The organism is Desulfohalobium retbaense DSM 5692 (assembly GCF_000024325.1).
Taxonomy (GTDB): Bacteria; Desulfobacterota; Desulfovibrionia; order Desulfovibrionales; family Desulfohalobiaceae; genus Desulfohalobium; species Desulfohalobium retbaense.
Genome location: NC_013223.1, coordinates 1 through 22,681, shown reverse-complemented (window position 1 = coordinate 22,681; position 22,681 = coordinate 1). Strand labels below are relative to the sequence as shown.

At 59.9% G+C, this 22,681-nt stretch carries 20 protein-coding genes; 5 read left to right on the top strand and 15 right to left on the bottom strand.

The genetic code is table 11. The features are described from left to right. Positions 1-9: 9 nt before the first annotated feature. Positions 10-789, top strand: coding sequence for an iron-sulfur cluster-binding protein (locus DRET_RS00105; RefSeq protein WP_012813871.1), 780 nt, complete (start codon positions 10-12; stop codon positions 787-789). Beyond that, positions 789-1,703, top strand: coding sequence for a dihydroorotate dehydrogenase (locus DRET_RS00100; RefSeq protein WP_012813870.1), 915 nt, complete (start codon positions 789-791; stop codon positions 1,701-1,703). Before DRET_RS00105 ends, DRET_RS00100 begins: the two co-directional genes overlap by 1 nt. Before the next feature lie 121 nt (positions 1,704-1,824). Here the strand turns inward: DRET_RS00100 and DRET_RS00095 are convergent, their stop codons facing one another. From DRET_RS00095 to hisS, 6 genes are all read right to left on the bottom strand, one after another. Continuing rightward, complete coding sequence (locus DRET_RS00095; protein ID WP_012813869.1) at positions 1,825-3,114, bottom strand: transcription antitermination factor NusB; 1,290 nt, start codon at positions 3,112-3,114, stop codon at positions 1,825-1,827. Between the two features lie 68 nt (positions 3,115-3,182). After that, on the bottom strand, positions 3,183-4,079 hold the full coding sequence (locus DRET_RS00090) for a DUF116 domain-containing protein (protein WP_012813868.1): 897 nt from the start codon (positions 4,077-4,079) through the stop codon (positions 3,183-3,185). A 73-nt stretch (positions 4,080-4,152) separates the two neighbouring features. Continuing rightward, positions 4,153-5,121 carry a methionyl-tRNA formyltransferase gene (gene fmt, locus DRET_RS00085; RefSeq protein ID WP_012813867.1) on the bottom strand — a complete coding sequence of 323 codons (969 nt, stop codon included), beginning with the start codon at positions 5,119-5,121 and terminating at the stop codon, positions 4,153-4,155. Beyond that, positions 5,103-5,606, bottom strand: coding sequence for a peptide deformylase (gene def / locus DRET_RS00080; RefSeq protein WP_012813866.1), 504 nt, complete (start codon positions 5,604-5,606; stop codon positions 5,103-5,105). Before def ends, fmt begins: the two co-directional genes overlap by 19 nt. 16 nt (positions 5,607-5,622) lie before the next feature. After that, positions 5,623-7,431: an aspartate--tRNA ligase gene (gene aspS, locus DRET_RS00075; RefSeq protein ID WP_012813865.1), complete on the bottom strand. Its 1,809-nt coding sequence runs from the start codon at positions 7,429-7,431 to the stop codon at positions 5,623-5,625. 212 nt (positions 7,432-7,643) lie between these two features. Beyond that, a complete protein-coding gene (gene hisS / locus DRET_RS00070; RefSeq protein ID WP_012813864.1) occupies positions 7,644-8,903 on the bottom strand; it encodes a histidine--tRNA ligase in 1,260 nt (419 codons plus the stop codon). Between the two features lie 528 nt (positions 8,904-9,431). On the opposite strand from hisS, the gene DRET_RS00065 reads away from it, so the two are divergent. Together DRET_RS00065 and DRET_RS00060 are read left to right on the top strand one after the other, a co-directional pair. Next, positions 9,432-10,139: a molybdopterin-guanine dinucleotide biosynthesis protein MobB gene (locus DRET_RS00065; protein WP_012813863.1), complete on the top strand. Its 708-nt coding sequence runs from the start codon at positions 9,432-9,434 to the stop codon at positions 10,137-10,139. A 4-nt stretch (positions 10,140-10,143) separates the two neighbouring features. Next, complete coding sequence (locus DRET_RS00060) at positions 10,144-11,385, top strand: molybdopterin molybdotransferase MoeA (RefSeq protein WP_012813862.1); 1,242 nt, start codon at positions 10,144-10,146, stop codon at positions 11,383-11,385. 59 nt (positions 11,386-11,444) lie between these two features. Here DRET_RS00060 and DRET_RS00055 read toward each other — a convergent pair whose 3' ends face one another. The 7 genes from DRET_RS00055 to DRET_RS00025 all read right to left on the bottom strand — a co-directional run bounded on the left by DRET_RS00055 (position 11,445) and on the right by DRET_RS00025 (position 20,011). Continuing rightward, on the bottom strand, positions 11,445-12,191 hold the full coding sequence (locus DRET_RS00055; RefSeq protein ID WP_012813861.1) for a class I SAM-dependent methyltransferase: 747 nt from the start codon (positions 12,189-12,191) through the stop codon (positions 11,445-11,447). A gap of 50 nt (positions 12,192-12,241) precedes the next feature. Next, positions 12,242-13,912, bottom strand: coding sequence for a dihydroxy-acid dehydratase (gene ilvD, locus DRET_RS00050; protein ID WP_012813860.1), 1,671 nt, complete (start codon positions 13,910-13,912; stop codon positions 12,242-12,244). Positions 13,913-13,992: 80 nt separating this feature from the next. Then, entirely contained in the window at positions 13,993-14,868 is an 876-nt protein-coding gene (locus DRET_RS00045) for a cell division protein FtsX (RefSeq protein WP_012813859.1), read from the bottom strand. Further along, a complete protein-coding gene (ftsE, locus tag DRET_RS00040; protein ID WP_012813858.1) occupies positions 14,865-15,560 on the bottom strand; it encodes a cell division ATP-binding protein FtsE in 696 nt (231 codons plus the stop codon). The genes DRET_RS00045 and ftsE overlap by 4 nt, the downstream gene beginning before the upstream one ends. Positions 15,561-15,611: 51 nt before the next feature. Then, positions 15,612-17,840 carry a vitamin B12-dependent ribonucleotide reductase gene (locus DRET_RS00035; protein ID WP_012813857.1) on the bottom strand — a complete coding sequence of 743 codons (2,229 nt, stop codon included), beginning with the start codon at positions 17,838-17,840 and terminating at the stop codon, positions 15,612-15,614. An 85-nt stretch (positions 17,841-17,925) separates the two neighbouring features. Then, positions 17,926-18,942 (bottom strand): D-glycero-beta-D-manno-heptose-7-phosphate kinase, encoded by a 1,017-nt coding sequence (gene rfaE1, locus DRET_RS00030; protein ID WP_012813856.1) that lies wholly within the window; start codon positions 18,940-18,942, stop codon positions 17,926-17,928. Between the two features lie 124 nt (positions 18,943-19,066). Then, complete coding sequence (locus tag DRET_RS00025; protein WP_012813855.1) at positions 19,067-20,011, bottom strand: ParB/RepB/Spo0J family partition protein; 945 nt, start codon at positions 20,009-20,011, stop codon at positions 19,067-19,069. 533 nt (positions 20,012-20,544) lie between these two features. Here DRET_RS00025 and DRET_RS00020 point away from each other — a divergent pair. Next, the gene (locus tag DRET_RS00020) at positions 20,545-20,967 is read left to right on the top strand and encodes a hypothetical protein (protein WP_012813854.1); all 423 of its coding nucleotides are present in this window, start codon (positions 20,545-20,547) and stop codon (positions 20,965-20,967) included. Positions 20,968-21,166: 199 nt separating this feature from the next. On the opposite strand, the gene DRET_RS00015 is transcribed toward DRET_RS00020, so the two are convergent. Both DRET_RS00015 and DRET_RS00010 read right to left on the bottom strand, forming a co-directional pair. Continuing rightward, positions 21,167-21,967, bottom strand: coding sequence for a ParA family protein (locus tag DRET_RS00015; protein ID WP_041282070.1), 801 nt, complete (start codon positions 21,965-21,967; stop codon positions 21,167-21,169). A gap of 393 nt (positions 21,968-22,360) precedes the next feature. After that, positions 22,361-22,651: a GAK system XXXCH domain-containing protein gene (locus DRET_RS00010; RefSeq protein ID WP_012813852.1), complete on the bottom strand. Its 291-nt coding sequence runs from the start codon at positions 22,649-22,651 to the stop codon at positions 22,361-22,363. Between the last annotated feature and the right edge of the window lie 30 nt (positions 22,652-22,681).

The following is a 22,681-nucleotide window of genomic DNA, read 5'->3' as shown; positions in this document are numbered from 1 at the left end:
TCCATAGCCATGCCTGAACCACAATGCCTCGAACTCCGTGTGACCTCCCTGGAATCACCGGATAATGACCTCTTCTACCATCTGAGTCTGGAATCGCCGCAATGGCAGTGGCGTCCCGGACAATTCGCCATGCTGCGCCCAACAAGCTGGCGGCATGAGCCGTTGTGGGCCCGCCCCTTCTCCATTTCCGACCAGGATACCAACGGGCTGCATTTCTTTTTCCAGCGCATGGGCAGCGGCACAGATCTGCTGAGTCAGCTCCGCCCCGGCGATGTGGTCACTGTCTGGGGCCCTCTGGGAAACGGATTCACCATCTCCCATACGACGCCGACCATGATCCTGGCCGGAGGCATGGGCCTAGCCCCTTTCATGGGGCTTATCCGCCACCATCCGATCCCCCAGAACCTGGAACTGTTTTTCGGCCACCGCCAGCCCCTTGCCAACTACCCGTTTTCGGAAATCGAAGACCGCATTCTCGCCTGGCAGGTACGCGAACAAGGGCCCGAGGATCTTGAAAAACTCTTTCGGGCCATTGAAGTCAAAATCAAAGGATACAGCATCGACGGCAACCTCCTCGCTTGCGGGCCACTGCCCTTCTTGCGCCGCATCCAGAAGCTGGCCCTGGACCATAACGCCAACACCCAGCTCTCCCTGGAAAACCGTATGGCCTGCGGCGTTGGGGCCTGTCTCGGCTGCACCGTGCCCACCAAATCCGGCGAGCTGGTCCAGGCCTGCACCCAGGGGCCTGTTTTTAAAGCTGACGCCGTCGATCTTTCGGGAGAACTCTAATGGATATGCAGGTGGCCTTCGCCGGCCTTGACCTCAAAAATCCCATCATGACCGCCTCGGGCACGTTTGGCTACGGCACCGAATTTATGCCCTACGGCAAGCTCGAAGAGCTGGGGGCCATCGTGGTCAAGGGCATCTCCCTCGCCCCGCGCAAAGGCAACCCCCAGCCCCGCATCACCGAGACCGCCTGTGGCATGCTCAACGCCATAGGATTGCAGAACATCGGCGTCGAGGCCTTTTTGCGTGACAAACTGCCGCAACTGCCGTGGCGCACAACCCCGGTGATCGTCAATCTTTACGCCCAGGCCGTGGAAGAATTCGCGGAATTAACGGACCGTCTGGCGACCGCCAAGGGCGTCGCCGGGCTGGAAGTCAATATCTCCTGCCCCAACGTCCGGGAGGGAGGCGTGCAATTCGGTCAGGACCCGGTTCTCGCCGCCCGGGTCACGGAAGCGGTCAAGAAGCGAGCCGGGGCCCTGCCGGTCATGGTCAAGCTCAGCCCCAATGTCACCGATGTGACGGTCATGGCCCGGGCCGTGGCAGATGGAGGTGCCGATTGCATCAGCTGTATCAATACCCTCACCGGCATGGCCGTTGACATCCATTCCCGCCGCCCCTGCCTGGCCAATGTTGTCGGCGGTCTTTCCGGACCGGCCATAAAACCTGTGGCCTTGCGCATGGTCCACCAGGTGGTGCGCGCAGTCGATGTCCCGGTCGTCGGGTTGGGCGGCATCAGTTCGGCCGAGGATGTCCTTGAATTCCTTCTGGTCGGCGCCCACGCCGTCCAGCTGGGCACGGCCAATTTTGTCCGTCCGGACACCGCCTTCAAGCTGGTCGACGAGGTCCGCCGACTGGCTGAAGAAATGGGCATCAGCGCCTGGGAGGACTTCCGAGGCACCCTCGAGCTGCCCTGAGCGCCCGGAATATCCCCCGCCTTTTCCTTCCTGCCGCGTCGCTGCCGACGGCAGACACCAAACGCCCCCCTTGCCTTCTGGCAAGGGGGGCGTTTGGTAGGTATCGACCGTTCAAGCCGCTTCACGATTCGCGGACAACCGAGGCGGCATAGAAAAACTCAAAAAGCCGTGAATCCCACGCTGTCTGCCACTGTCGCTCCAGAACTCCGCCGGGCTCACGGTGACACAACCATTGGATCTGGTCTTCATTTTCCTCAGGATTACAGGTGCAAGTCATGTACACCAGCCGTCCTCCGGGCGGCAGCAGGGCGAAAGCGGCCTCAAGCATGCGCCGCTGCAAACGGACCAACCCCTGAAGATCTTCAGGGGCGCGTTTCCATTTGCTGTCCGGTCGACGACTGAGTACGCCGAGCCCCGAACAAGGCACATCGAGCAGGACCGTGCGCAGCTCTCCGGAGCGAAAGGGCGGATACGCTGCGTCAGCGAGACAGATCCGACTGGACTGCTGGGCCAGCAACTGCACCCGCTGCCGATGGGGATCGCTACTATAGACTGTGAACCCCAGTTCCCGACAAAACAAGGTCTTGCCGCCACGACCGCAGCATCCGTCCCACAATGGCCCTTCCCAAGCGCTCGGCTCCAAGGCCCACAGGGCTTCCTGAGCGGCCAGACTCTGTCGTGCGGCACTCCCCTGGGCTTCGAGTTCCTCCACCGCCGCCGCGTCCACATTGTGCACAGCTACCCCGCGTGCCACAGCTTGCAAACACTCCGGACGGTGTCGCCACCGTTGCCACGCCTGGTCCCCTTGCGGGCCCGGGGCGAAGCGAAGTCCAACGGGAGGCACCTGCAGCGAAGCCTGAAGGAGTGACGCAGCCGTCTGATCGCCATAGGCCCGCCTCCACAAGCGCACAATCCATTCTGGACAGGAATAGGCCTTTGCCCAGGCTTGATCGTTCGAGCCGCGCACCGCTTGGAGTTCATGGACAACAGCGGGTCGGCCGCGGTTGTGCAGATCGTCAGCCAGGCGGCGCAAAACAGCGTTGGCCACACCGGCGCGCTGCACGGCGACCCGTTTTTTGACCGCGTTCACCGCCCAATCCACGCTGGCATAAGCAGGGATGCGGTCCAAATAGAGCATCTCGTAAGCGGCAACGGACAGAATGAGGCGCAGGCGGGGCTTGAGTCGGGTCTTCGGGTGCACAAAACGGGTGATGGCCGTTTCCAGGTGGGTCTTGTGCCGGCACACGCCGTAGACAAGTTCAGTGGCCAGGGCTCGGTCTCGGGGTTCGAGCGAGGCGGAATCCAACACCCCATCGAGACTCGCCTGGAGTTCCTGGTCACGCAAAAGGACCCCTTCCAGACAGGACAGGGCGGCCTGCCGGGCAGGGGGGAGGGCTGGGGATCGGGACACGCTCAAGCTCCTGGCACCATCAATTCCATCCGGACCCATTCCGAAACCGGGTCACGGGTAACGGGGTATCAGCCTGCCGCGACTGAGGAATCGGGCTTCGGCTTCCGACGGCCAGGATCGGGCAAGGCTTCGGGAAAGACCTTTTCCGCAGGCAGGGCCTCCGAACGCACGAACCGACGCAGGGCCCATTCGGTGCGCTGCAACGAGACCTGGGTATCAAGACAGGGGCCGTGCGGGCGCTCATTGAGCACCCCGTACACCGGCAGAGGATAGGTATCCTGGATACCACTGGCCAGATCCCGTTCGCAGGCCACGGCAATGATGACCTTCGGCCGGGTCTGGACCACGATGCGCCGGGCGATGGTCCCCCCTGTGGCCACGGTCAGATGGACGCCGTATCGGTCGCGCAATTCGAGCAGTCCAGCGATGGGACAGAGTCCGCACCGCTTGCAGTTCTCCACATTGTAGGTCAGCCGGTATTTGCACATGCTGTTTTGCAGGCAGTGGGGCATGAGCATGAGCACCTTCTCCGGCGCGTACCGTTTGCCTTCGGAGAGCACCAGTTCGTTATTGACCTTGATAAACGAGGACCGGATCTTCTCTTTCGACAAACCGACCGCACGGCCGACAAGGGTCATGACCGGCAAAAAAAGCTTGATGGTCAGCCCGCGCAACCGCTTGGAAAAGAGGATCGGGCGTTTGAAAAGGATATTGAGGACCATCGCCAGAGAGGACCAGCCGATAAGCCCGATGCCCACGGCAATGATCGCCCCCCAGACCCAGGGCGCAGCAGGGTGCAGCTCACTTAAGCCGACGTAGGGTACAACCCAGAGCAGTACCAGTACCAGGCAAACCAGGAGAGAGGTTCCGGTGATCAGCCCAATAAAAAGGCGTTTTCGGGCCACAAAAGAAGCCCGGATATCCTGTTCAATAGAACTCAAGGAAGAATCGTCGTTGTGCTGCATGCCCGCGTCCACTGGCGTGGAGTTCGTATTGGAGGGAAAAACTACGCGTCCTGCGCCGGTATCCGGAGGGGCGCTATTCCGCACAGCGGCTGAGATAGCCGCAGAAAAAACCTTTGGGGTCCAGGGCTTTCCGACCGGCAGGCTGAATACGCGGCACAAGGTAAATCTTGTCGACGCAGGCCAGGGCCAGATGGCCGTCTTCTATTCCCAGAAACTGCCCCGGTGTCTCCGTGTCCTTTTTTTCCCGGCCGATGGCGCCGGGAAACACGGTCAACCGTATCGGTTCTCCGCCGTCAGGGGGGTGCCAGATAAAGTAGGACCCCGGCCAGGGATACAGGGCCCGAAGCTGATTGTGGACCTCCTGGGCGGGTCGATTCCAGTCCACAACCCCTTCCGTCTTGACCAGTTTGGGGGCATAGGTCGCCAGACTGGGATCCTGCTCGACGGGGGCAATTCGCTCTTGGCGCAGTTTGGCCAAGGCCTCGATGACCAATCGGCTCCCGAGGTCTGCCAATTCGTCATGGAGATCAGCCGCCGTGTCATTGACGCCGACCCCAAGAGCCCGTTGCAAGAGTATGGGGCCGCTGTCCAACCCGGCCTCCATCTGCATGATGGTGATGCCGGTGACCGGTTCGCCGTGGAGCAGGGCCCGTTGGATCGGGGCGGCGCCCCGGTATTTCGGCAGCAGCGAGGCGTGGATGTTCACCGCTCCCATCGGAGCGATATCCAGAACCGTTTGAGGCAGGATCAACCCGTAGGCGGCGACCACGAGGACATCCGGCTTGAGGGAGTGCAATTCTTCCCTGGAGGCTTCGCTCTTGAAATCCTGCGGCTGAAAGACTGGAATGCCGAGTTCCTGAGCCTTTTCCTTTACCGCACAGGGCCGACAGACCCGGCCCCGGCCACAGGGGCGGTCGGGTTGGGTGTAGACGCCGACAATCTCGGCCTGGTCCCAGGCCGCCAACGCGGAAAGGGGCACTGCCGCGAATTCCGGCGTGCCCATAAAAACGATGCGCAGGGGGGTTAGTCCTGTTTCTGCCATTTGCTGACTTTCTTTGTATACATGGAGCGCTTGAGCCGGCTCACGTGGTCGAGGATGATTGTCCCTTCCAGATGGTCGATTTCATGCTGCAGGCAGACCGCCAGGAGGCCGTCGGCCTCCATATCCACCGCATTGCCGTCAAGATCCTGACCAGTGACGCGGACTTTGGCCGCCCGCTGGACCTTGCTCCGGAACTCCGGAACACTGAGGCAGCCTTCTTCGGTCTCGGTCTCACCGTCACGCCATTGGATCTCCGGGTTGACCAGGGTCACCAGTTCGGTCTGGTTTTCCGGGCCGCTGATATCCACGGTGATCAAGCGCCAGCTCTTCCCGACCTGGGGAGCAGCCAGCCCTATACCCTGGTTGGCGTACATGGTTTCAACCATATCAGAGGCCAATTGCCGGACTTCTTCCGAGATCTCCGCGACTGGTTCCGCCCGTCGGGCCAGAACTGGATCGGGATAGGTACAGATTGAAAGGGTCATGGACAGCTCCGCGCTTCTACGCTTCTGATTTCTTTTTCTCCCGCAACCGCAGGCCGAGTTCACGCAATTGCGTGCTGGCCACTGCGGAAGGAGCATCGGTCAACAGACAGGTCGCCTTCTGGGTTTTCGGAAACGCGATGACATCTCGGATCGATTCGGCACCGCACAAAATCATAATAAGACGATCAAGTCCAAAGGCAATACCCGCGTGGGGAGGGGCACCGTATTCCAGGGCGCGGAGCAAAAAGCCGAATTTTTCCTCGGCCTCGGCCCGGTCAATGCCCAGGGCGTCGAACATCCGCCACTGGTCTTCGCTGCGATGGATACGCACCGAGCCACCACCGATCTCGTTGCCGTTGAGGACCAGATCGTAAGAGCGGGCGATCACAGCCCCGGGGTCCTCAAGCATGGCCGCGATATCCTCTTCGCGGGTGGCGGTGAAAGGGTGGTGCCGGGCCACCCAGCGCTGGGCCTCATCATCCCACTCCATGAGCGGAAAATCCGTGATCCAGACCAGATCAAAACGGTCAGCGGGAACGAGATCGAAACGCTCTCCCAGTCGCAACCGCAGCTGCCCCAAAGCGGTATTGACCATATCGGCCCCGCCAGCCTGGAAAAAGACGATATCTCCGCTTTGCAGGCCAAGATGGTCGGTCAAGGCCGTGCACTCCGCGTCGCTGAGGAATTTGGCGATGGGCGACTGCCAGCCGTCATCCTTGATCTTGATCCAGGCCAGACCTTTGGCGCCGTAAATTTTCACAAACTCGGTCAGGTCGTCGATTTCCTTGCGGGTCAGCTCGCTGCCCTGGGGAACGCGCAGGGCTTTGACCATCTCCGCCTGGGCAAAGAGCTTGAACTCCGAGCCGCGCACCAGCTCGGTGACCTCCTCGAGCAAGAGTTCGAAACGGGTGTCAGGGCGGTCCAGGCCGTATTTGTCCACCGCTTCAGCATAGGTCATTCGCGGCACAGGGTTCGGCAAGTCCACGCCCAATGTCTTGGCAAAGACCTCAGCCACCAATCCTTCGGCCACTCCCATGACATCCTCCTCTTCGGCGAAGGACATCTCCATATCGATCTGGGTAAATTCCGGTTGCCGGTCGGCTCGAAGGTCCTCGTCACGAAAACAGCGCACGATCTGGTAATACCGATCCATGCCGCCGTACATGAGCAACTGTTTGAACAATTGGGGGCTCTGGGGCAGGGCGTAGAATTCCCCTTGGTTCAGCCGGCTGGGGACCAGGAAATCCCGGGCGCCTTCCGGGGTCGACTTGGTCAATACCGGAGTTTCGATTTCAAGAAAATCCAATTGGTCAAGGTAATTGCGAATCGCCTGCGTGGCCTTGTGGCGCACCACCAGATTGCTGCCAAGGCCAGGGCGGCGCATATCCAGATAGCGGTGGGCCAAACGGACATTTTCTGAGACCTCGGCCCGCTCTTCGAGGACAAAGGGAGGGGTCTGCGCCACATTGAGTAGCTTCCATTCAGTGACCACGACTTCGATCTCGCCAGTGGCCAGACGAGGATTGACCATCCCCTCAGGGCGTTCACGGACCGTCCCTTTGACAGCCAGGACATATTCCGGACGCAGCACATGGGCCTCGGCATGGGCTTGCTCGTTTATCTCCGGGGAGAAGACGATCTGCGTCAGCCCCCGGCGGTCCCGCAGATCGATGAAGATAAGCCCGCCGTGGTCCCGGCGAAACTGGACCCAGCCCATGAGGCAGACCTCCTGCCCCAGGTTTTCGCTCGTGAGTGCGGCGAGATGGTGTGTCCGTTTCCATCCGCCGACCGATTGCAGGAGATCTTTCCCTTTACGCTCTTCCATTTTTTTTCCTCAATATACCTGAATAGTTATTTGCGAAATCATGGCCGGTTCCTGTGCAGAACCGTTGCTGAAAAACCCGAGGGCACCCCTGGCTTGTCCGCGCATCGCCTGGATACGCGGTTGAGGTGCTCCAACTTCCGCCCACGTTTTTCCCAGACCGGGCGTCCAACGCCAAAACCGGTTCACAGACGCCCTGAAAGCTTGGCAAACGGTTAGACCCGCTGCTGGCGCAGGGCCCGCCCCGTCTCCTCCCAGGAGACGGTCTCCTGGGCCCCGCTTTGCATATTTTTGACCACAAAAGCCTTTTCTTGCAGTTCCTGCCCGCCCAGCAAGAGGCAATACGCTGCTCCGGCCTTGTTGGCGTGGCGCAAGTGGCTTTTGGGACTTTTGGCCTCATAGCCGACCTCTCCGGCCAGGCCCTGTTTCCGCAATTGCTGAGCCTGGAGAATAGCCTCGTCACGGGCCTCGTCGTCGAGCACGGCCAGAAAAAAATCCACCGGGGTACCGGGTTGCTCCTGTTCCTGGAGCAGCAGGGCCAGCCGTTCCATACCGCAGGCGAAGCCGGTGCCGGGCAGGGCTGGACCGCCGAGATCGCTGACCAGTCCATCATAACGCCCCCCGCCGGCCACAGCGGTTTGGGCACCGATATTCTCGGCCACGACTTCAAAAGTGGTCCGCTGGTAATAGTCCAGCCCCCGCACGAGACGCGGATTGATGGTGTACGGAATGCCGGCGCGGTCCAAAATGGTGCGCACGGAGGCGAAATGGGATTGACACCCGGAACACAGGTGGTCGGCCAGACGCGGGGCCTGCTGCATTACAGAGCGGCACCCCTCAACCTTGCAGTCCAGGACCCGCAGGGGGTTGGTGGTCTTGCGGCGCCGGCAGTCGTCGCAAAGCTCGTCGGCATCGACCCCGGCCAGATAGGAGCCCAACGTCTCGTGGTAGGCTGGGCGGCACTCCCGACACCCCAAAGAATTCAAATCCAGGTGCAAGCCGTCCAAGCCCAGGGCCTGCAGATACTCCCACAACATGAGAATCAACTCGGCGTCCGATTGGGGGGCCTCTGCGCCGAGCAATTCGCAATTGACCTGGTGGAATTGGCGCTGACGTCCCTTTTGCGGACGCTCATACCGAAACATGGGCCCGAAGGTGAACATCCTGCTCACCGATTCACTGGCGTAGCGCTTATTTTCGATATAGGCCCGGACCACGCTGGCTGTTGCTTCAGGCCGCAGGGTCAACGACCGCCCCTTGCGGTCGGGAAAGGTGTACATCTCCTTCTGCACGACATCGGTCTCATCACCGATAGAACGGGCAAAGAGCTCCGTCTTTTCCAACAAGGGCACCCGGATTTCGTAGTACCCGTAACGGCTGAAAACCTCCCGAGCGGTTTGTTCCATCCGGCTGTAAATAGCGCTCACAGGAGGAAAAAGATCGTTGAAACCTTTGATTTTCTTGATTGTGCTCATTGGTTTGCCATTTCGATAGTGTGTCCGGGAAAAAGACCGTATTCTCCCCACGCTGCCCCTGATGGTCGCACCGCACACCCTGTGCAGCCCTCTGATAGCGCGCAAAATCCGCTTTTTGCAGAGGGGTCCCTGGAAGGGCGTCGGGTTCTGGTTGGCGGGCCACAGGCACAGGCGGGATGAGCCGGCGCTTGGGACTGACTGTTGAAAACCACCGTATCACGCAGCCAGTGGGAAAAGTGCAAAGGGCTTCTAGGGAGCTGGCTGGAAAAAGCGAAAAAGTTATTCGAAAACCCTTTCCCTGTCAAAGACACCATCCCGGCAAACAGGGGGTTGCAGCGCGTTTTCCCGTTTTTGGGCGAACGCTCCTCTGACCATCCCCGCCGTTTGGCTTTGGATCCAGACTTGCACTTCCCTTGCCCAATGCCTAACGTGGGCGCCAAATTGGAAAAAACACACGGTCTTGTGCTCTGGCACCGCCCGTGTCCTACAGCCCATTGTTTGCAAATCACCCGCCAAAGGAGTCCTCCCATGCAAGCTGCTGTTGCCCTGGTGGGGTACAAAAAAAGCGGAAAGACCTCCCTTGCCGTGGCCCTGGCTCGCGAGTTCCAGAGTCGCGGCTTTTCCGTTGCCGCCGCCAAATGCGCCCATACACCTCTGGACAAAACGCAAACCGACACCGGCCAACTCCACGAAGTCTGTGATGTCGTGGCCGGACTCGGCCCAGCGGAGACCACGGTATCCTGGTCCAGCAGGCACTATCTCGCGGATCTGCTCCCGCTGTTGCAGGCCGATGTCCTGCTCGTTGAAGGCTGCAAAGACCAGAAATGGCTCCCACGGATTCTGCTCAGCTCTCCGGAGCAACCCGCGGACGCGGCCTTGGAACCGGAACTTGCCCTTGGCTGCTGGGGCACGCCCCACTTCACCGGAATGCCTGTATTCACCGAAGTGCCGGAGTTGGCCCAGCATGTCCTCGAGCACGGCTTCCTGCTCCCCGGACTCGATTGTGGCGCCTGTGGTCGTGAGGATTGCGCCGGCCTGACCCGGGACATCGTAGCCGGCAAGGTCACCCCGGCCGCCTGTCAGGCGCGCAAGGCAGACCTGAGCGTCAAGGTCAACGGCCAGGAGCTTGGGCTCAACCCCTTTGTCAGGGACATCATCGGCGGCTCCATCCGGGGTATGCTCTCCCAGCTCAAAGGCTACGCCCCCGGGACCATCGACATCACCATGGAGGCCTGAACCCATGCAGCACGGTTTTTTTAATGTGGTCAGCACGCAATGGCTTCTGGAACAATTCACTGCGCTGGGCCGGGTCGCCGGGGTGGAGAGCTGTTCCTTGACGAACGCCCATGGCCGCGTGCTCGCTCAGGACATCGTCGCCAAAGAAAACCTCCCTCCCTTCACCCGCTCAAGCATGGACGGCTACGCCGTGAACGCCCAGGACACCTTTGGTGCCAGTGAGTCCAACCCGGGATATCTCGAATGCGTCCAGGAAATCGCCATCGACCGCCTGCCGGACTTCACCCTGCACCCTGGCCAATGTGCGGCTCTGGTCACCGGGGCCGGGCTTCCCGATGGTGCGGACAGCGTCATCATGGTCGAACACACGCAGGAGATGGGCACCGGAACCATCGAAATCCGGCGTTCGGTGGCCCCCGGGGAAAACACCATGCTTGAGGGTGAAGACCAGGCGGTCGGATCCACGGCGCTGCATGAAGGCCGGCGACTCCGCCCTCAGGATGTCGGACTGCTGGCGGCATTGGGCGTGACAGACTGTGAAGTGATCCCCCGGCCCAAAACCGCCCTTCTCTCCACCGGTGATGAAATCGTGGACGTCGCCGCCACACCACGGCCGGGTCAGATCCGAGATGTCAACACCTCGACCCTCGGCGCCCTGATCCAGCGGGCCGGAGGCGAGGTCACATCAACAGCACGGGTTCCAGACGACCTTGAGGCCATTTCCACCGCCTTGCAATCCGGCCTCGACGTCGCCGATCTGGTCTTGATTTCCGGTGGCAGTTCCATCGGTGCCCGGGACCACACCTTGACCGCCCTGACCCGCCTGCCCCAGTGCACTATTCTCGCCCACGGCGTGGCCATGAGCCCAGGAAAGCCGACTATTGTGGCCACCGTCGGCGAGACGATGGTCATGGGACTGCCCGGCCAAGTGACCTCGGCCCAGATGGTCATGGAAGTCCTGGGATTGCCCCTTTTAAAGCAACTCGGGGGGGAAGATCCTGACCTGGCGCCTTTCAAGGCCACCGTCCCTGCGGTGTTGACCCGAAATATCGCCTCTAGACAAGGACGGGAGGATTACGTCCGGGCCCGGCTGGCGACGGGGCAGTCCGGAAGAATTGAGGCCACGCCGGTTTTGGGCAAATCCGGCTTACTCAAGACCATGCTCCAGGCCAACGGCTATCTCCGCATCCCCGCCCACGCCGAAGGAATGCAAAAAGGCCAGACGGTCACCGTCCACCTGTTCTAGACGAGCCCCTTTTTCCGGCACAAAGGCCCTGCAACCAAAAGGTTGCAGGGCCTTTGTTGTCAAGCCGCAGGCTGATGGGTCCAGCCGAGAAGTGGCGTACCCACTGGCTGGCCGACCAGATCGATGCGAACCCCCTGGTACGCGCCGATATTCGGGGGATAAATCCGGGCATTCAACGTATTGCAGACTCTGTTGTTCCGCCAGGAGACCATTGGCCCCGGCAACACGGAACGGCAGGTCATTGGTCTCGGGCCGGCCTCCTGAAAAATCATGCACCGCAACCTGGGCCAGCTCAGCCACTTCGCCCTGCGGAGCAGACTGTTCCGCACTCCGGGCCAGGGCAAGCCGTGTGTCAGGTAATAGACGGAAAAGGGGTTGAGAAAACTGACTACCACCCCTTTGCGGGCCACCCGGCAAGCTTCGGCAAGGACGGCCTGGGGATTGGAAACGCATTCCAGCACCGTCAACACCAAAACGAAATCGAAATCGTTGTCCCAAAACGGGAGGTCTTCTGCCGTTCCCAGATGGAGATCCGCCCGCGGGCCAAGCCGCTCCCGGGTCGCCTGGAGCATAAGGGGCGACCTGTCCAGCCCGGAGACAGAAAATCCTGACTCCCAGGCCGCTTCCAGGAAGAAGCCGGTGCCGCAGCCGACTTCAAGCAACCGTTGGCGCCGGCGCGGCCAGCCCGACATGAGCCGGAACAAGAGCGAGCGTTCCATACCCAGAGCGTAGCGACCGGGAAAGCTGTGCTCCCAGGCCCGCAGCCGCTCCAATTCCTCTTTGCCCCAGCATACCGAGTCGGCCATACATGCCCCTTTCAAAAAAAACGCAGAACCGGACAGGAATAGGAGTCGCCTTACTCGTCGTCGCGGTACACCGCTCCCTGGGCTGCGGAGGTGGCCAACTTCCGATACCGGCGCAAAACCGGGGACTGGACTTCTTTATGCACCGGCTGCCAGACCTCGCGACGGCGCTGAAGTTCGCTTGCCTCGACCTCGAGTTGCAGCCGCCGTTCCGGGATATTGATATGGATGGTATCCCCTTCTTCGATCAGGCCAATAACCCCGCCCTCAGCCGCTTCGGGAGAGACATGACCGATGGCCGCGCCGCGTGTGCCCCCGCTGAAACGTCCGTCAGTGATCAAGCCCACATCAGCGTCCAACCCCATGCCGGCAATAGCCGAGGTGGGGGAAAGCATCTCTCGCATCCCAGGGCCGCCTTTCGGTCCCTCGTACCGGATGACGATGACATCGCCAGCCGAGATCGCATCGCCCAAAATGGCCTCCACCGCGTCTTCCTCACTGTCAAAGACTCTCGCCGGTCCTGAGCGGACCATCATGTCCGGATGGACTGCGGACTGTTTGACTACCGCCCCGTCCGGCGCGATGTTGCCGCGCAAAATGGCGATCCCTCCCCGCTCGGAATACGGGTTGTCCAGCGATCTGACGACCTCCTGGTGCCCGGGGCGCTGCACAGAGGCCAGATTCTCTTGCAGGGTGCGACCGGTCACAGTGGCGACACCCGTGTTCAACAGCCCACCGGAAGCGAGTTCCTGCATGACCGCCGGAATTCCGCCGACCTGATCGAGGTCTTCGATATGATCCGGACCGGCAGGCGACAACCGGCAGAGGTTCGGGGTCTTGCTGCTGATGGCGTCGAAGATGTCCAGACCGAGTTCGAGCTTGGCCTCCCGAAAAATCGCCGGCAGATGGAGCACCGTATTGGTCGAGCACCCCAGAGCCATGTCCACGGTCACTGCATTGGCCACACTCTCGGCCGTGACAATGGAGCGTGGTGTGATCTGCTTTTCAACCAGATGGAGCACCTGCTGCCCAGCGGCCTTGGCCAGACGGACTCGGCCGGCGGCCACTGCTGGAATGGTCCCGTTGCCGGGCAGGGCCAAGCCGATGGCTTCAGCCAGACAATTCATGGAATTGGCAGTAAACATCCCTGAACAGGAGCCGCAACCGGGGCAAGCCGATTGCTCCAACTCGTCGAGTTCTTCGGAGGGCATGGTGCCGCGCTTGACCTGCCCAACTCCTTCAAAAACCTTGATCAGATCCGTCGCTTGCCCCTTAGACTTCCCAGCCAGCATCGGCCCGCCACTGACCAGGATCGCCGGGATATTCAACCGCAGCATGGCCATGAGCATAGCCGGGACGATCTTGTCGCAGTTGGGGATGAGCACCAGACCGTCAAACGGATGAGCGGTGGCCATGAGTTCGATGGAATCGGCGATGATCTCCCGGCTCGGCAGACTCATGCGCATGCCTTCATGCCCCATGGCCAGCCCGTCGCAAACCCCGATGGCCGGAAACGAAAGCGGTGTCCCGCCGCCCATGCGCACGCCGTCTTTCACGGCCTGGCTGATGGTCCCGAGATGGATATGCCCCGGAACAATATCATTCGCGGCGTTGACCACCCCGATCAGCGGACGGTCCATTTCTTCCCGGGTCATACCGGTCGCATAAAGCAGTGAGCGATGTGGGGCACGCTCCAAACCTTGGGTCATTTTCCTGCTGCGCATGTCTCCTCCTGTGCACCAGGCGTTCGCAACCTAGCTCGCGAACACGCATCGTCTATTGGGTGTTGGTTCATAACTTCAGTTTACTCCTCCTTCACCGCGATCCAACTACTTACAGCCCCAACCGCTGTAACCCCGGCCACAACTCCCCCGACCAGATGCCAGGGCAGGTAATGGACCTGGATCCACAGCGGTGCCGTGTTCAAGATCGATTCCAGACCGAGCTGAGCCCCCTTGAGCAGCCCCAGCGCCAATCCGGCCCCGGCAGCGCCCTGCAAGGCGCCGCCGACGAGTAAAGGCATCTGGATATACCACCGTCCGGCCCCGACAAGTTGCAGCAACTCGACTTCATCCCGCCGGTGCAATAAAGCCAGCCGGAAGGTATTGCCGACCACAAGGGCCAGCACAAGAACAAGAAATCCGATAACTGGCCATACCAGGCGCTGACTGATCTGGACCCAGGATCCGGCGGTCTGCAATTGCAAAGGATTATAGTGGACCTCGGCCACCCGTGGCAGAGCCCGCAACCGGTCCAGGCGCTGCTGCGCCCATTGCTGCGCGTTCTCGCCGGGGACCCGAAAACGCAACAACGCGGTCGCTGGCAAGATATGGCTCCGTTCGCTTTTGAGCTCCACCTCCCCTTCCAGAGCCCCATCCAGCGATAGGGCTGCCTGTCTGGGCGTGAACTCCTGCAGCGACCGCAGCCCCGACCACCCTTCCAGGCTTCGCCAATCCTGCTGCACGGTCTCCAGCGTGGCGTTGCGCTGCCAATAGACCTGGAATTGGACACTGCCCTGGCGCTGCACGAGTTGCGTATCCAGGTTGTGGACCAGAAGGAGGAAACCACCAGCGAGAAACGTGACCAGAGTGACCGCCCCCAGCGTGAAGAGCTGGACCCATTTGTCCAGACCGATATCCCGGACGCCCCGGACCAGGAGTCGCCACCACAAACCAATCACAGGCCTTGCTCCGCTTCGCTTTGTCCCTTGAGGAAATTGTCACCGACCATCTTGCCTTCCTTGAGGCACACAATCTTGGCCTGCGGCTCGCTTTCCAGGACCTGGCGATTGTGCGTGGCCAGAATAACGGTGGTACCATGAGCGTGAAATCGCCGGAAAACGTCCAGCAGACGTGCCGACAACCGCGCATCGAGGTTCCCGGTCGGCTCGTCCGCCAATAAGAGGTCGGGATTGACGACCACCGCCCTGGCGATGGCCACCCGTTGTTGTTCGCCCCCCGAGAGCTCGCCGCAGGGGCGATGCTGTTTCGCCTCCAGACCGAGGCTGCGCAAGACGGCCCGCACCCGGCGTCTGAGCTGTTCGCGTTGCATCCCCCGGACCTCGAGGGCGATAGCCACATTGGCGAAGACGGTCCGCCGTGGCAACACCTTGAAATCCTGGAAGACGACACTGACATGGCGCCGCAGTTTGGGGATATGGCGCCGTTTGAGCGTGTTGAGCTCAAATCCGGCCACCCGGGCCCGCCCCCGCTGCACCGGCAGCGACCCATGCAGCATACGCAGCAGGGTCGTCTTGCCCGCCCCCGAGGGACCGGTCAAAAAAAGGAAATCCCCTGGGTCGATGCGGAAAGAGACATCCTGAAGGGCCCAACTCCGCCCAAAGGCATACGAAAGATGCTCGATCTCAACCATTTCTTCGGCCCTGTTTCTCTTTACAAGCCGGAATCCTGGCCCTTCCAGGCCTCAGCCGCATTTGGTGTACCCGCAAGCCTGACAGAGAAAACACCCCTCTTGGAAAACCAATTCTCCACCGCATTCGGGGCAAGAACGCTTTGTCAAATCCTTCCCGGAGCCGCTGGTGGCCAGTTCGTCCTGCAGATAGCGCTGTTCCAGAACACGCCCCACAGCGTCAGGGATGGAAAGCAAGAGGCCTTTTTCCTGAAACACCGGGTGCTCCCCGCCGATGCCCTTGAGTTGCTTGACCACCTCGCGCACGGGAACACCGGAGCGCAGGGCCAGAGAGACCAGCCGCCCAATGGCTTCAGCCTTGGCGGTTATGGACCGTCCGGAACGACCGATGGTCGCAAAGACCTCAAAGGGCCGCCCATCGACCTCATTGACGGTCAGATACAGCTCTCCAAGTCCGGTCTTGACCTTCTGGGTAAAGCCGTAGACCACGTCCGGCCGTTGGCGGACCGGGGCTTTTCCTTCCTCTTCAGCCTGGCGTTGACTGCGGCTTTCTTCCGTGCTCAGGACCTGGACCGATTTGCAGCCGTCGCGGTAAACGGTGACCCCTTTGCACCCCTGTTCGTAGGCCAGCCAATAGATGTGACGGATGTCTTCCTGGGTGGCCTCGTGGGGCAGATTGACCGTCTTGGACACGGCATTGTCCGTGTATTTCTGAAACGCGGCCTGCATCCGGAGATGGGCCTCACCGTCGATATCCATGGCGGTCACGAAGACGTTGCGCATATCATCGGGCACGAGTTCCATATCACGCACCGTCCCTTTGCGGGCCACCTCGTCCAACAGCCGTTGGCTGGCGCAGCCAGCCTCTTCCATGGCCTGACGGAAAATGGGGTTGGTTTCTACCAACCGCTCACCGTCCATGACCTCGCGGACAAAACTCAAGGCAAACAACGGTTCGATCCCAGACGAACACCCGGCAAGTATGGACAAGGTCCCTGTCGGGGCAATGGTTGTGGTTGTGGCATTGCGATAGGGGCCGAGATTCTGCTTGCCAAAAACCGAATCGGCATAGGCCGGAAAAGGACCTCGCTCCCGAGCCAGATCTTTTGAGGCTGAGCGTGCCTCCTTCTGGATAAAATCCATGACCTTCTCTCCGAGAGAAAGCGCCTGTCGGCTGTCATAGGCTATGCGCAGCTGGTACAAAAGATCGGCCCAACCCATGATTCCCAGACCGATTTTCCGGTTGCGTTTGACCTGATCCGTGATCTGGGGCAACGGGTAGACCGAAGCGTCGATGACATTGTCCAAAAAGCGCACCGCGAGGTGGACCGACTCCCTGAGTCCCTCCCAATCGAGCTCCTGGGCCGGTGCATCGGCAAACCGGCTCAGATTGATGGACCCCAGATTGCAGGCCTCATAGGGCAGCAAGGGCTGTTCTCCGCACGGATTAGTGGCTTCGATGTCGCCGAGTTGGGGAGTCGGATTGTCCCGATTGATCCGATCCAGAAAGATAATCCCCGGATCGCCACTTTCCCAGGCTTTTTGCACCAACAGGGTAAAGACCTCTCTGGCCCGCAGCCGCCCGACCTCTTTCTCGCTTTGCGGCGCGATCAGCGGGTATTCCGCGTCGGCTTCGACCCGGCGCATGAAGTCTTCGGTTAAGGCCACCGAGAGGTTGAAGTTGTTCAACTCTCCCTCCCGTTCCTTCACCCGGATAAATTCCAAAATATCCGGATGGTCCACCCGCAGGATGCCCATGTTGGCGCCACGTCTGGTGCCGCCTTGTTTGACCTGCTCCGTGGCTGTGTTGAAGATGCGCAGAAACGAGATGGGGCCGGAGGCAACACCCCCGGTGGATCCGACACGGCTGTCGGCCGCTCGCAGGCGGGAAAACGAAAACCCGGTGCCACCACCGGATTTGTGGATCAGTGCGGCATATTTGATGGCGTCAAAGATTTCTTCCATGGAATCGCCGACCGGGAGCACAAAACAGGCCGCCAATTGTCCGAGTTCGGTGCCGGCGTTCATCAAGGTGGGCGAATTGGGAAAGAACCGGCATGAGGCCATCAGATCGTAAAACCGCCGCGCCAGCGCCTCTTGTGAAAAAGGAGTCTGCTCATAGGCCGTTTCGCTGGCCGCAATAGCCGCTGCGACCCGCCAAAACAATTCCTGCGGGGTTTCCATTTCCTCACCCTCAGGCCCCTTGCGCACATACCGTTTCCGGAGCACGAGTTCAGCGTTTTCGCTCAAAGAGAGGTCGGGGAGATCGTCCGGCATCTGCATAGTCTATCAATCCTTTTTGTCCGTTTGTGTAAAATCCATTTTTCCCTGGCGACGCGCTCGTTGAGCGCCTGACGCGACCAGCCCCTTATTCCCAGCGACTAAAGGCCAGGCCATGCTTTTCTTGCAATGTCTGCCCCAGCTCTTCAGCCGTGACACTGGCTGCACCGACCTGGGCAACGACCACCCCAGCGGCAAAATTGGCCAGGGCGCAAGCATGGGCCAATTCCAGCCCGGCAGACAAGCCAAGGGCGGTGACACCGATCACCGTATCCCCGGCGCCAGTCACATCGAACACCTTCTGCCCACTGGTCGGCAGGTGCCAGACTTCTCCAGACTCTAAAAACAGGGCCATGCCATCTCCGCCCAAGGTGATCAGGACATTGGCGCAATTGTTCCGTCGCAGCAGGCGACGTCCCGCCATGAGGACATCCTCCCGGGTCTCGACCCGCATCCCTGCTCCTTCTCCAGCCTCTTTGCGGTTTGGGGTAATAAGATAGGGTTCGGCATAGAGATGAAAATTCTGGATTTTCGGATCAATGAGGATTTTGGCCCCGGTGTGGTGCGCCTTGCGGCGGACAGCCTCGAGCAAGGAATGGTCCAGAGCCCCTTTGCCGTAGTCGGACAAGATGACGACATCGAAATCCGGCAACGTCTCCCCCACCAAGGCCGCAAAGCGCTCCCGTCCGCTATCCCGAGCCTGCCCCATACGTTCATGGTCAATGCGCACGATCTGCTGGCCGGCAGCCATGACCCGAGTCTTCCGAGTCGTGCGCCAGTGTGGATCACTGATCAGGGAATGCTGGACCGCTTCGGCCTTGAGCAGTTCGGTCAAACGCTCCCGGGCCGCATCCCGTCCAACGCAACTCAACAACGTCGGTTCGCCGCCCAGGCTCTTGATATTTCGGGCCACATTCCCCGCCCCGCCGAGACGATACTCCTCGGATTCGACGTGGACCACAGGCACCGGTGCCTCGGGCGAGATACGCTCAACACTGCCCTGCTGGTAGTGATCGAGCATGACATCACCGACCACGAGCACCCGCTTACCATGAAGGCGTGGAAGAGCGCCCTCTAATAGGGAACTGGTCAATTGATTCGGCATACGTTCATGCACCCTGCTGCTGTTTTTTCCAGGCCAGCGGCCCCACAATCCCGTGGCCCCTGGATACACAGATCACCCTAGCGCCACTGTTTCACGTGAAACACCTTGTGTGTATCCCTCCGTATCATGCTGAAGGTGTTTCACGTGAAACACCTTCAGCAGGCACGCCAAGCATGGATAGGATTTGTTCCAACTGCTCCGGGGAATCGTAGTGCATGGATATTTTGCCCTTCTCACGTCCTCCCCGCAATTGGATCTTGGCCGGCAAGTGGTCTTTGAGGACCTGCTGCAGGTCCTGCAGGAACCGGTCCCGCTGGGCAGCTGCAGGGGCCCGATGCTGCGATTTGCCGCCGTAGGGGGCGGGAAATTGGCCGTGCTCCTTCCAGTAGGAGACAATTTTTTCGGTCTGACGGACCGTGAGCTCGTGCATAAGCACAATCTCAAAAAGATCCATGCGAGCGGCGGCATCGTTGACCCCCATCAAGGTCCGGGCGTTACCGGCCGACAGGGAGCCGTCCAAAACAGCCTGACGGATCTCTTCGTCCAGTTGGAGTAAACGCAGACTATTGGCCACCGCAGAACGGCTCTTACACACATGCTTGGCCAACTCGCTCTGCGAGACTCCCATCTCCCCTTGCAACCGTTCCAGGGCTTGGGCTTCTTCCAAGGGGTTGAGATCTTCACGCTGGAGATTTTCCAAGAGGGCCAAAACCAGCGACTCTTTGTCGCTCAAGGACCGGACCAGTGCAGGAACTTGCTCCAGGCCAGCCAAGCGGCTGGCGCGCCACCGCCGTTCTCCAGCCACGATCTGGTATCCGTCGGCTACAGGACGGACCAAAATCGGTTGCAGGACGCCCTGCTCAGTGATGGACTGGGCGAGTTCCTCAAGACTTTCTTCGGTAAAGGTCCGTCGGGGTTGTTGCGGATTGGGTTTAATCTGCGTCAGGTCCAAAAGTTGGACATCGGTGGTATTCGCTGCGGAAGCCGCGAGGGCATCGTCAGGCTCACTGGCACTGCTGTTGAGCAGCGCGTCCAGGCCCTTACCTAATCCTCGGGACATGCTGGCCATAACGTTTTCTCCTTGACACACAATACAGGCCTTTTGGCCTTGGAATATCGAATACAACTGTTTCGTCTGTACGGGTGTTCCCGGTGCCGGAGCGTAGCAACGCCCGGTAAGATGGCGAGCGGGCCATTGATTCGTGTTCCGGAACCAATGCAAGCACTGGCGACTCCCTGCTTGGACACCCAATCAGGACACCGCTCGCTTCCAGGACAGAGGGAGCGTGCTGGGTGCCTATTCACCATGAACTCTGAGGGACAATTCACCAAGCCTTTTCAGGTTTGTGTTGAGAAACACACCGGCTCTTGCCCCCCGACCTGAACGACCCGCCAAGCCGGGAAATCACGCTGACCATAGAACAGGGCTGTGGCTAGCCCGGAAGGAAACGGAGAACAAAAAGCGGACCTCTGGATATGGACGAGGGGAGAGGCAATGCCTATAGTCCATTGCATACCAGCGATACTCAACGTACCGTTTCAGACGGATTCAACTCGGCCCTTCATAGCCGCCCCACTGCAAATAGACAAGGAGTTCTGCCCATGTCCGAAAGCTTTGAACCCGTCCAGCCGCTTTACGACGGCAATGGCCGCCTGTTGGGAATTTTCATCTCTGCCCCGATCTGGGACCAGGTCGATGTCCAGGTCAAACCCATCCTGGAAAAAGCGTTGGGGAACCAGGGCGTGGGGAGCGACCCCAAACCACTGAAAGAACCGATGGAAGATTGGCAGAATCTCCTGCACTTCTGGGATTTCAAATACCCGGTCGACACCTCGGTCCATTGTGAACACTGTGGCAACAGTACTGAGAACTGGGAGACCGACGATCCCCGGAAGTTCATTCTCAAAGCGGCCAATCTCGGTGGACTGGCGGCCTTCGAATGCTGCCAGTGCCAGGCCCGGATCACCAAACGCCACTTCAAGGACCACATTGCGGTGGAAACCGATCCCCCAGCGGACTCCTGAGGTCCGCAGCACACTAGGGCTGACACCGGGACACAAAACAGGAAAGCTCATTTCCCCTCTTCAGTGAAGAGTGCGGAGATGAGCTTTTTTTTTAAACAGGACCCGAACGTTTCGAAACGATTTCTGACCCAGTGGCCAAGCGTACAGGGAAATGGTGGTCGGATTCAGCTTGCCAGTCACTTCGGGACAGCGAGAGGATTCAGGCCGAGACCGGCTCGGTGTTCTGCTTTTCAGCGTCAGCATACCGCCGCGTCAATTCAGAGGCGAGGGCGAGATAGGCCTGGGTACCCTTGGAACGGTGGTCGTAGCACAGTGCAGGCTTGCCGTAGCTGGGGGCTTCAGAAAGTCGGACATTGCGGGGGATAATCGTCTCAAAGGCCTTGCCGGCAAAATAGTTGCGCACTTCGTTGCGCACTTGCGTTGAAAGCCGGTTGCGGCGATCAAACATGGTCAGGACCACACCCAGAAAATCGAGGCCAGGGTTCAATCGCTTGCGCACCAACTCATAGGTTCGCATCAAATGGGCGATGCCCTCAAGGGCGTAGTATTCGCATTGCAGAGGCACAAGAAGCGCGTTCGCGGCACACAGGGCATTGACCGTCACCAGACCGAGGGAAGGCGGGCAATCGAGCAGGATATATTCATACCCTTGACCAATATTCTGTAGCGCTTCCCGGAGATAAAACTCCCGCCCAATACGGTCGACAAGTTCCAGTTCAGCCCCAACAAGGTCTGGTGTGGACGGGACCACATCCAGATAGTCGAGTTGGCTGGGGTAAATGGCATCGGTGATGCGCTCCGGTGAGAAGAGCGCCTCATAGATGCTCCCCTTCCCAGTATCGGACGCGATTCCTAAACCACTGGATGCATTGGCTTGCGGATCACAGTCAACGACCAGCACCCGCTTTTCCATGGCGGCCAGCGAGGCCGCCAGATTGATAGCGGTCGTGGTCTTTCCCACACCGCCCTTCTGGTTCGCCAAAACAATAATCTGTTGCATGGTTGCCATCATCGTGCTTGCCTTTTGACGTCCTGTGGCCTGGAGCGTGCCTGGGCACCCTCCTTAGCCTGTTCCTGGTCAGCTCTTCAAGCAAACGTTCTTTTCCTCTCCGCAGGACTTACGGCATTCCCGGTAAACACGCAAGCTGACAAACGCAAGAGCGCAACCACAACAACGCAATCGCAGCAATCCACGGGGTCGGCACCGTAGACAGGATGAGCCTCACGAGTGAGCCAATACAGCGCTCGCCCCTCCTTCATCCATAATGGCAGCGGTATTCTCGGGACCTGTTTCGCGGCACTCGAACTGAATCAGGTCCCAAGCCCCCTGCTCAACCCACCGCAAACCGGGCGGTAAAGAGCGGCCTCAAGCGAAGCGGTTCAGAAACAGGATCTAATCCCGGAAAGTGCGGTGGCAATAGGCGCAAGCATCTTCCAGGGAGTCCACCAGTTGGACAACCTCGGGAAGTTCCCCATTTTTGACCGCCCGAGACAGTTGGTTGGCCAGATGGAGGAAATCCTCAGCCTCCATCAACCACTCCTCCTCGGCAAAATCGTACATCTGTCGACACAAACGAACAAATTGAGAAACATCGTCATGACTCGGGAGTTCTCCGTCGGCCACACCCGTTTTCATCCGCTCAAAAAGGGGCTCCATGGATGACTTGACCTTTTTCAGATGCATGAGCTCAATCCTCGTCTACTTTCCTCTTGT

What these genes read in the sequence shown, in the direction of transcription:
- DRET_RS00020 (WP_012813854.1), top strand. Translation starts at nt 20,545, where the DNA reads ATGTCCGAAAGCTTTGAACCCGTCCAGCCGCTTTACGACGGCAATGGC.
- ilvD (WP_012813860.1), bottom strand. Translation starts at nt 13,912, where the DNA reads ATGCGCAGCAGGAAAATGACCCAAGGTTTGGAGCGTGCCCCACATCGC.
- DRET_RS00090 (WP_012813868.1), bottom strand. Translation starts at nt 4,079, where the DNA reads ATGCAGCACAACGACGATTCTTCCTTGAGTTCTATTGAACAGGATATC.
- DRET_RS00055 (WP_012813861.1), bottom strand. Translation starts at nt 12,191, where the DNA reads ATGGCCGACTCGGTATGCTGGGGCAAAGAGGAATTGGAGCGGCTGCGG.
- def (WP_012813866.1), bottom strand. Translation starts at nt 5,606, where the DNA reads ATGACCCTTTCAATCTGTACCTATCCCGATCCAGTTCTGGCCCGACGG.
- DRET_RS00035 (WP_012813857.1), bottom strand. Translation starts at nt 17,840, where the DNA reads ATGCAGATGCCGGACGATCTCCCCGACCTCTCTTTGAGCGAAAACGCT.
- fmt (WP_012813867.1), bottom strand. Translation starts at nt 5,121, where the DNA reads ATGGCAGAAACAGGACTAACCCCCCTGCGCATCGTTTTTATGGGCACG.
- aspS (WP_012813865.1), bottom strand. Translation starts at nt 7,431, where the DNA reads ATGGAAGAGCGTAAAGGGAAAGATCTCCTGCAATCGGTCGGCGGATGG.
- rfaE1 (WP_012813856.1), bottom strand. Translation starts at nt 18,942, where the DNA reads ATGCCGAATCAATTGACCAGTTCCCTATTAGAGGGCGCTCTTCCACGC.
- DRET_RS00105 (WP_012813871.1), top strand. Translation starts at nt 10, where the DNA reads ATGCCTGAACCACAATGCCTCGAACTCCGTGTGACCTCCCTGGAATCA.
- DRET_RS00065 (WP_012813863.1), top strand. Translation starts at nt 9,432, where the DNA reads ATGCAAGCTGCTGTTGCCCTGGTGGGGTACAAAAAAAGCGGAAAGACC.
- DRET_RS00025 (WP_012813855.1), bottom strand. Translation starts at nt 20,011, where the DNA reads ATGGCCAGCATGTCCCGAGGATTAGGTAAGGGCCTGGACGCGCTGCTC.
- DRET_RS00060 (WP_012813862.1), top strand. Translation starts at nt 10,144, where the DNA reads ATGCAGCACGGTTTTTTTAATGTGGTCAGCACGCAATGGCTTCTGGAA.
- DRET_RS00010 (WP_012813852.1), bottom strand. Translation starts at nt 22,651, where the DNA reads ATGCATCTGAAAAAGGTCAAGTCATCCATGGAGCCCCTTTTTGAGCGG.
- DRET_RS00015 (WP_041282070.1), bottom strand. Translation starts at nt 21,967, where the DNA reads ATGCAACAGATTATTGTTTTGGCGAACCAGAAGGGCGGTGTGGGAAAG.
- hisS (WP_012813864.1), bottom strand. Translation starts at nt 8,903, where the DNA reads ATGAGCACAATCAAGAAAATCAAAGGTTTCAACGATCTTTTTCCTCCT.
- ftsE (WP_012813858.1), bottom strand. Translation starts at nt 15,560, where the DNA reads ATGGTTGAGATCGAGCATCTTTCGTATGCCTTTGGGCGGAGTTGGGCC.
- DRET_RS00100 (WP_012813870.1), top strand. Translation starts at nt 789, where the DNA reads ATGGATATGCAGGTGGCCTTCGCCGGCCTTGACCTCAAAAATCCCATC.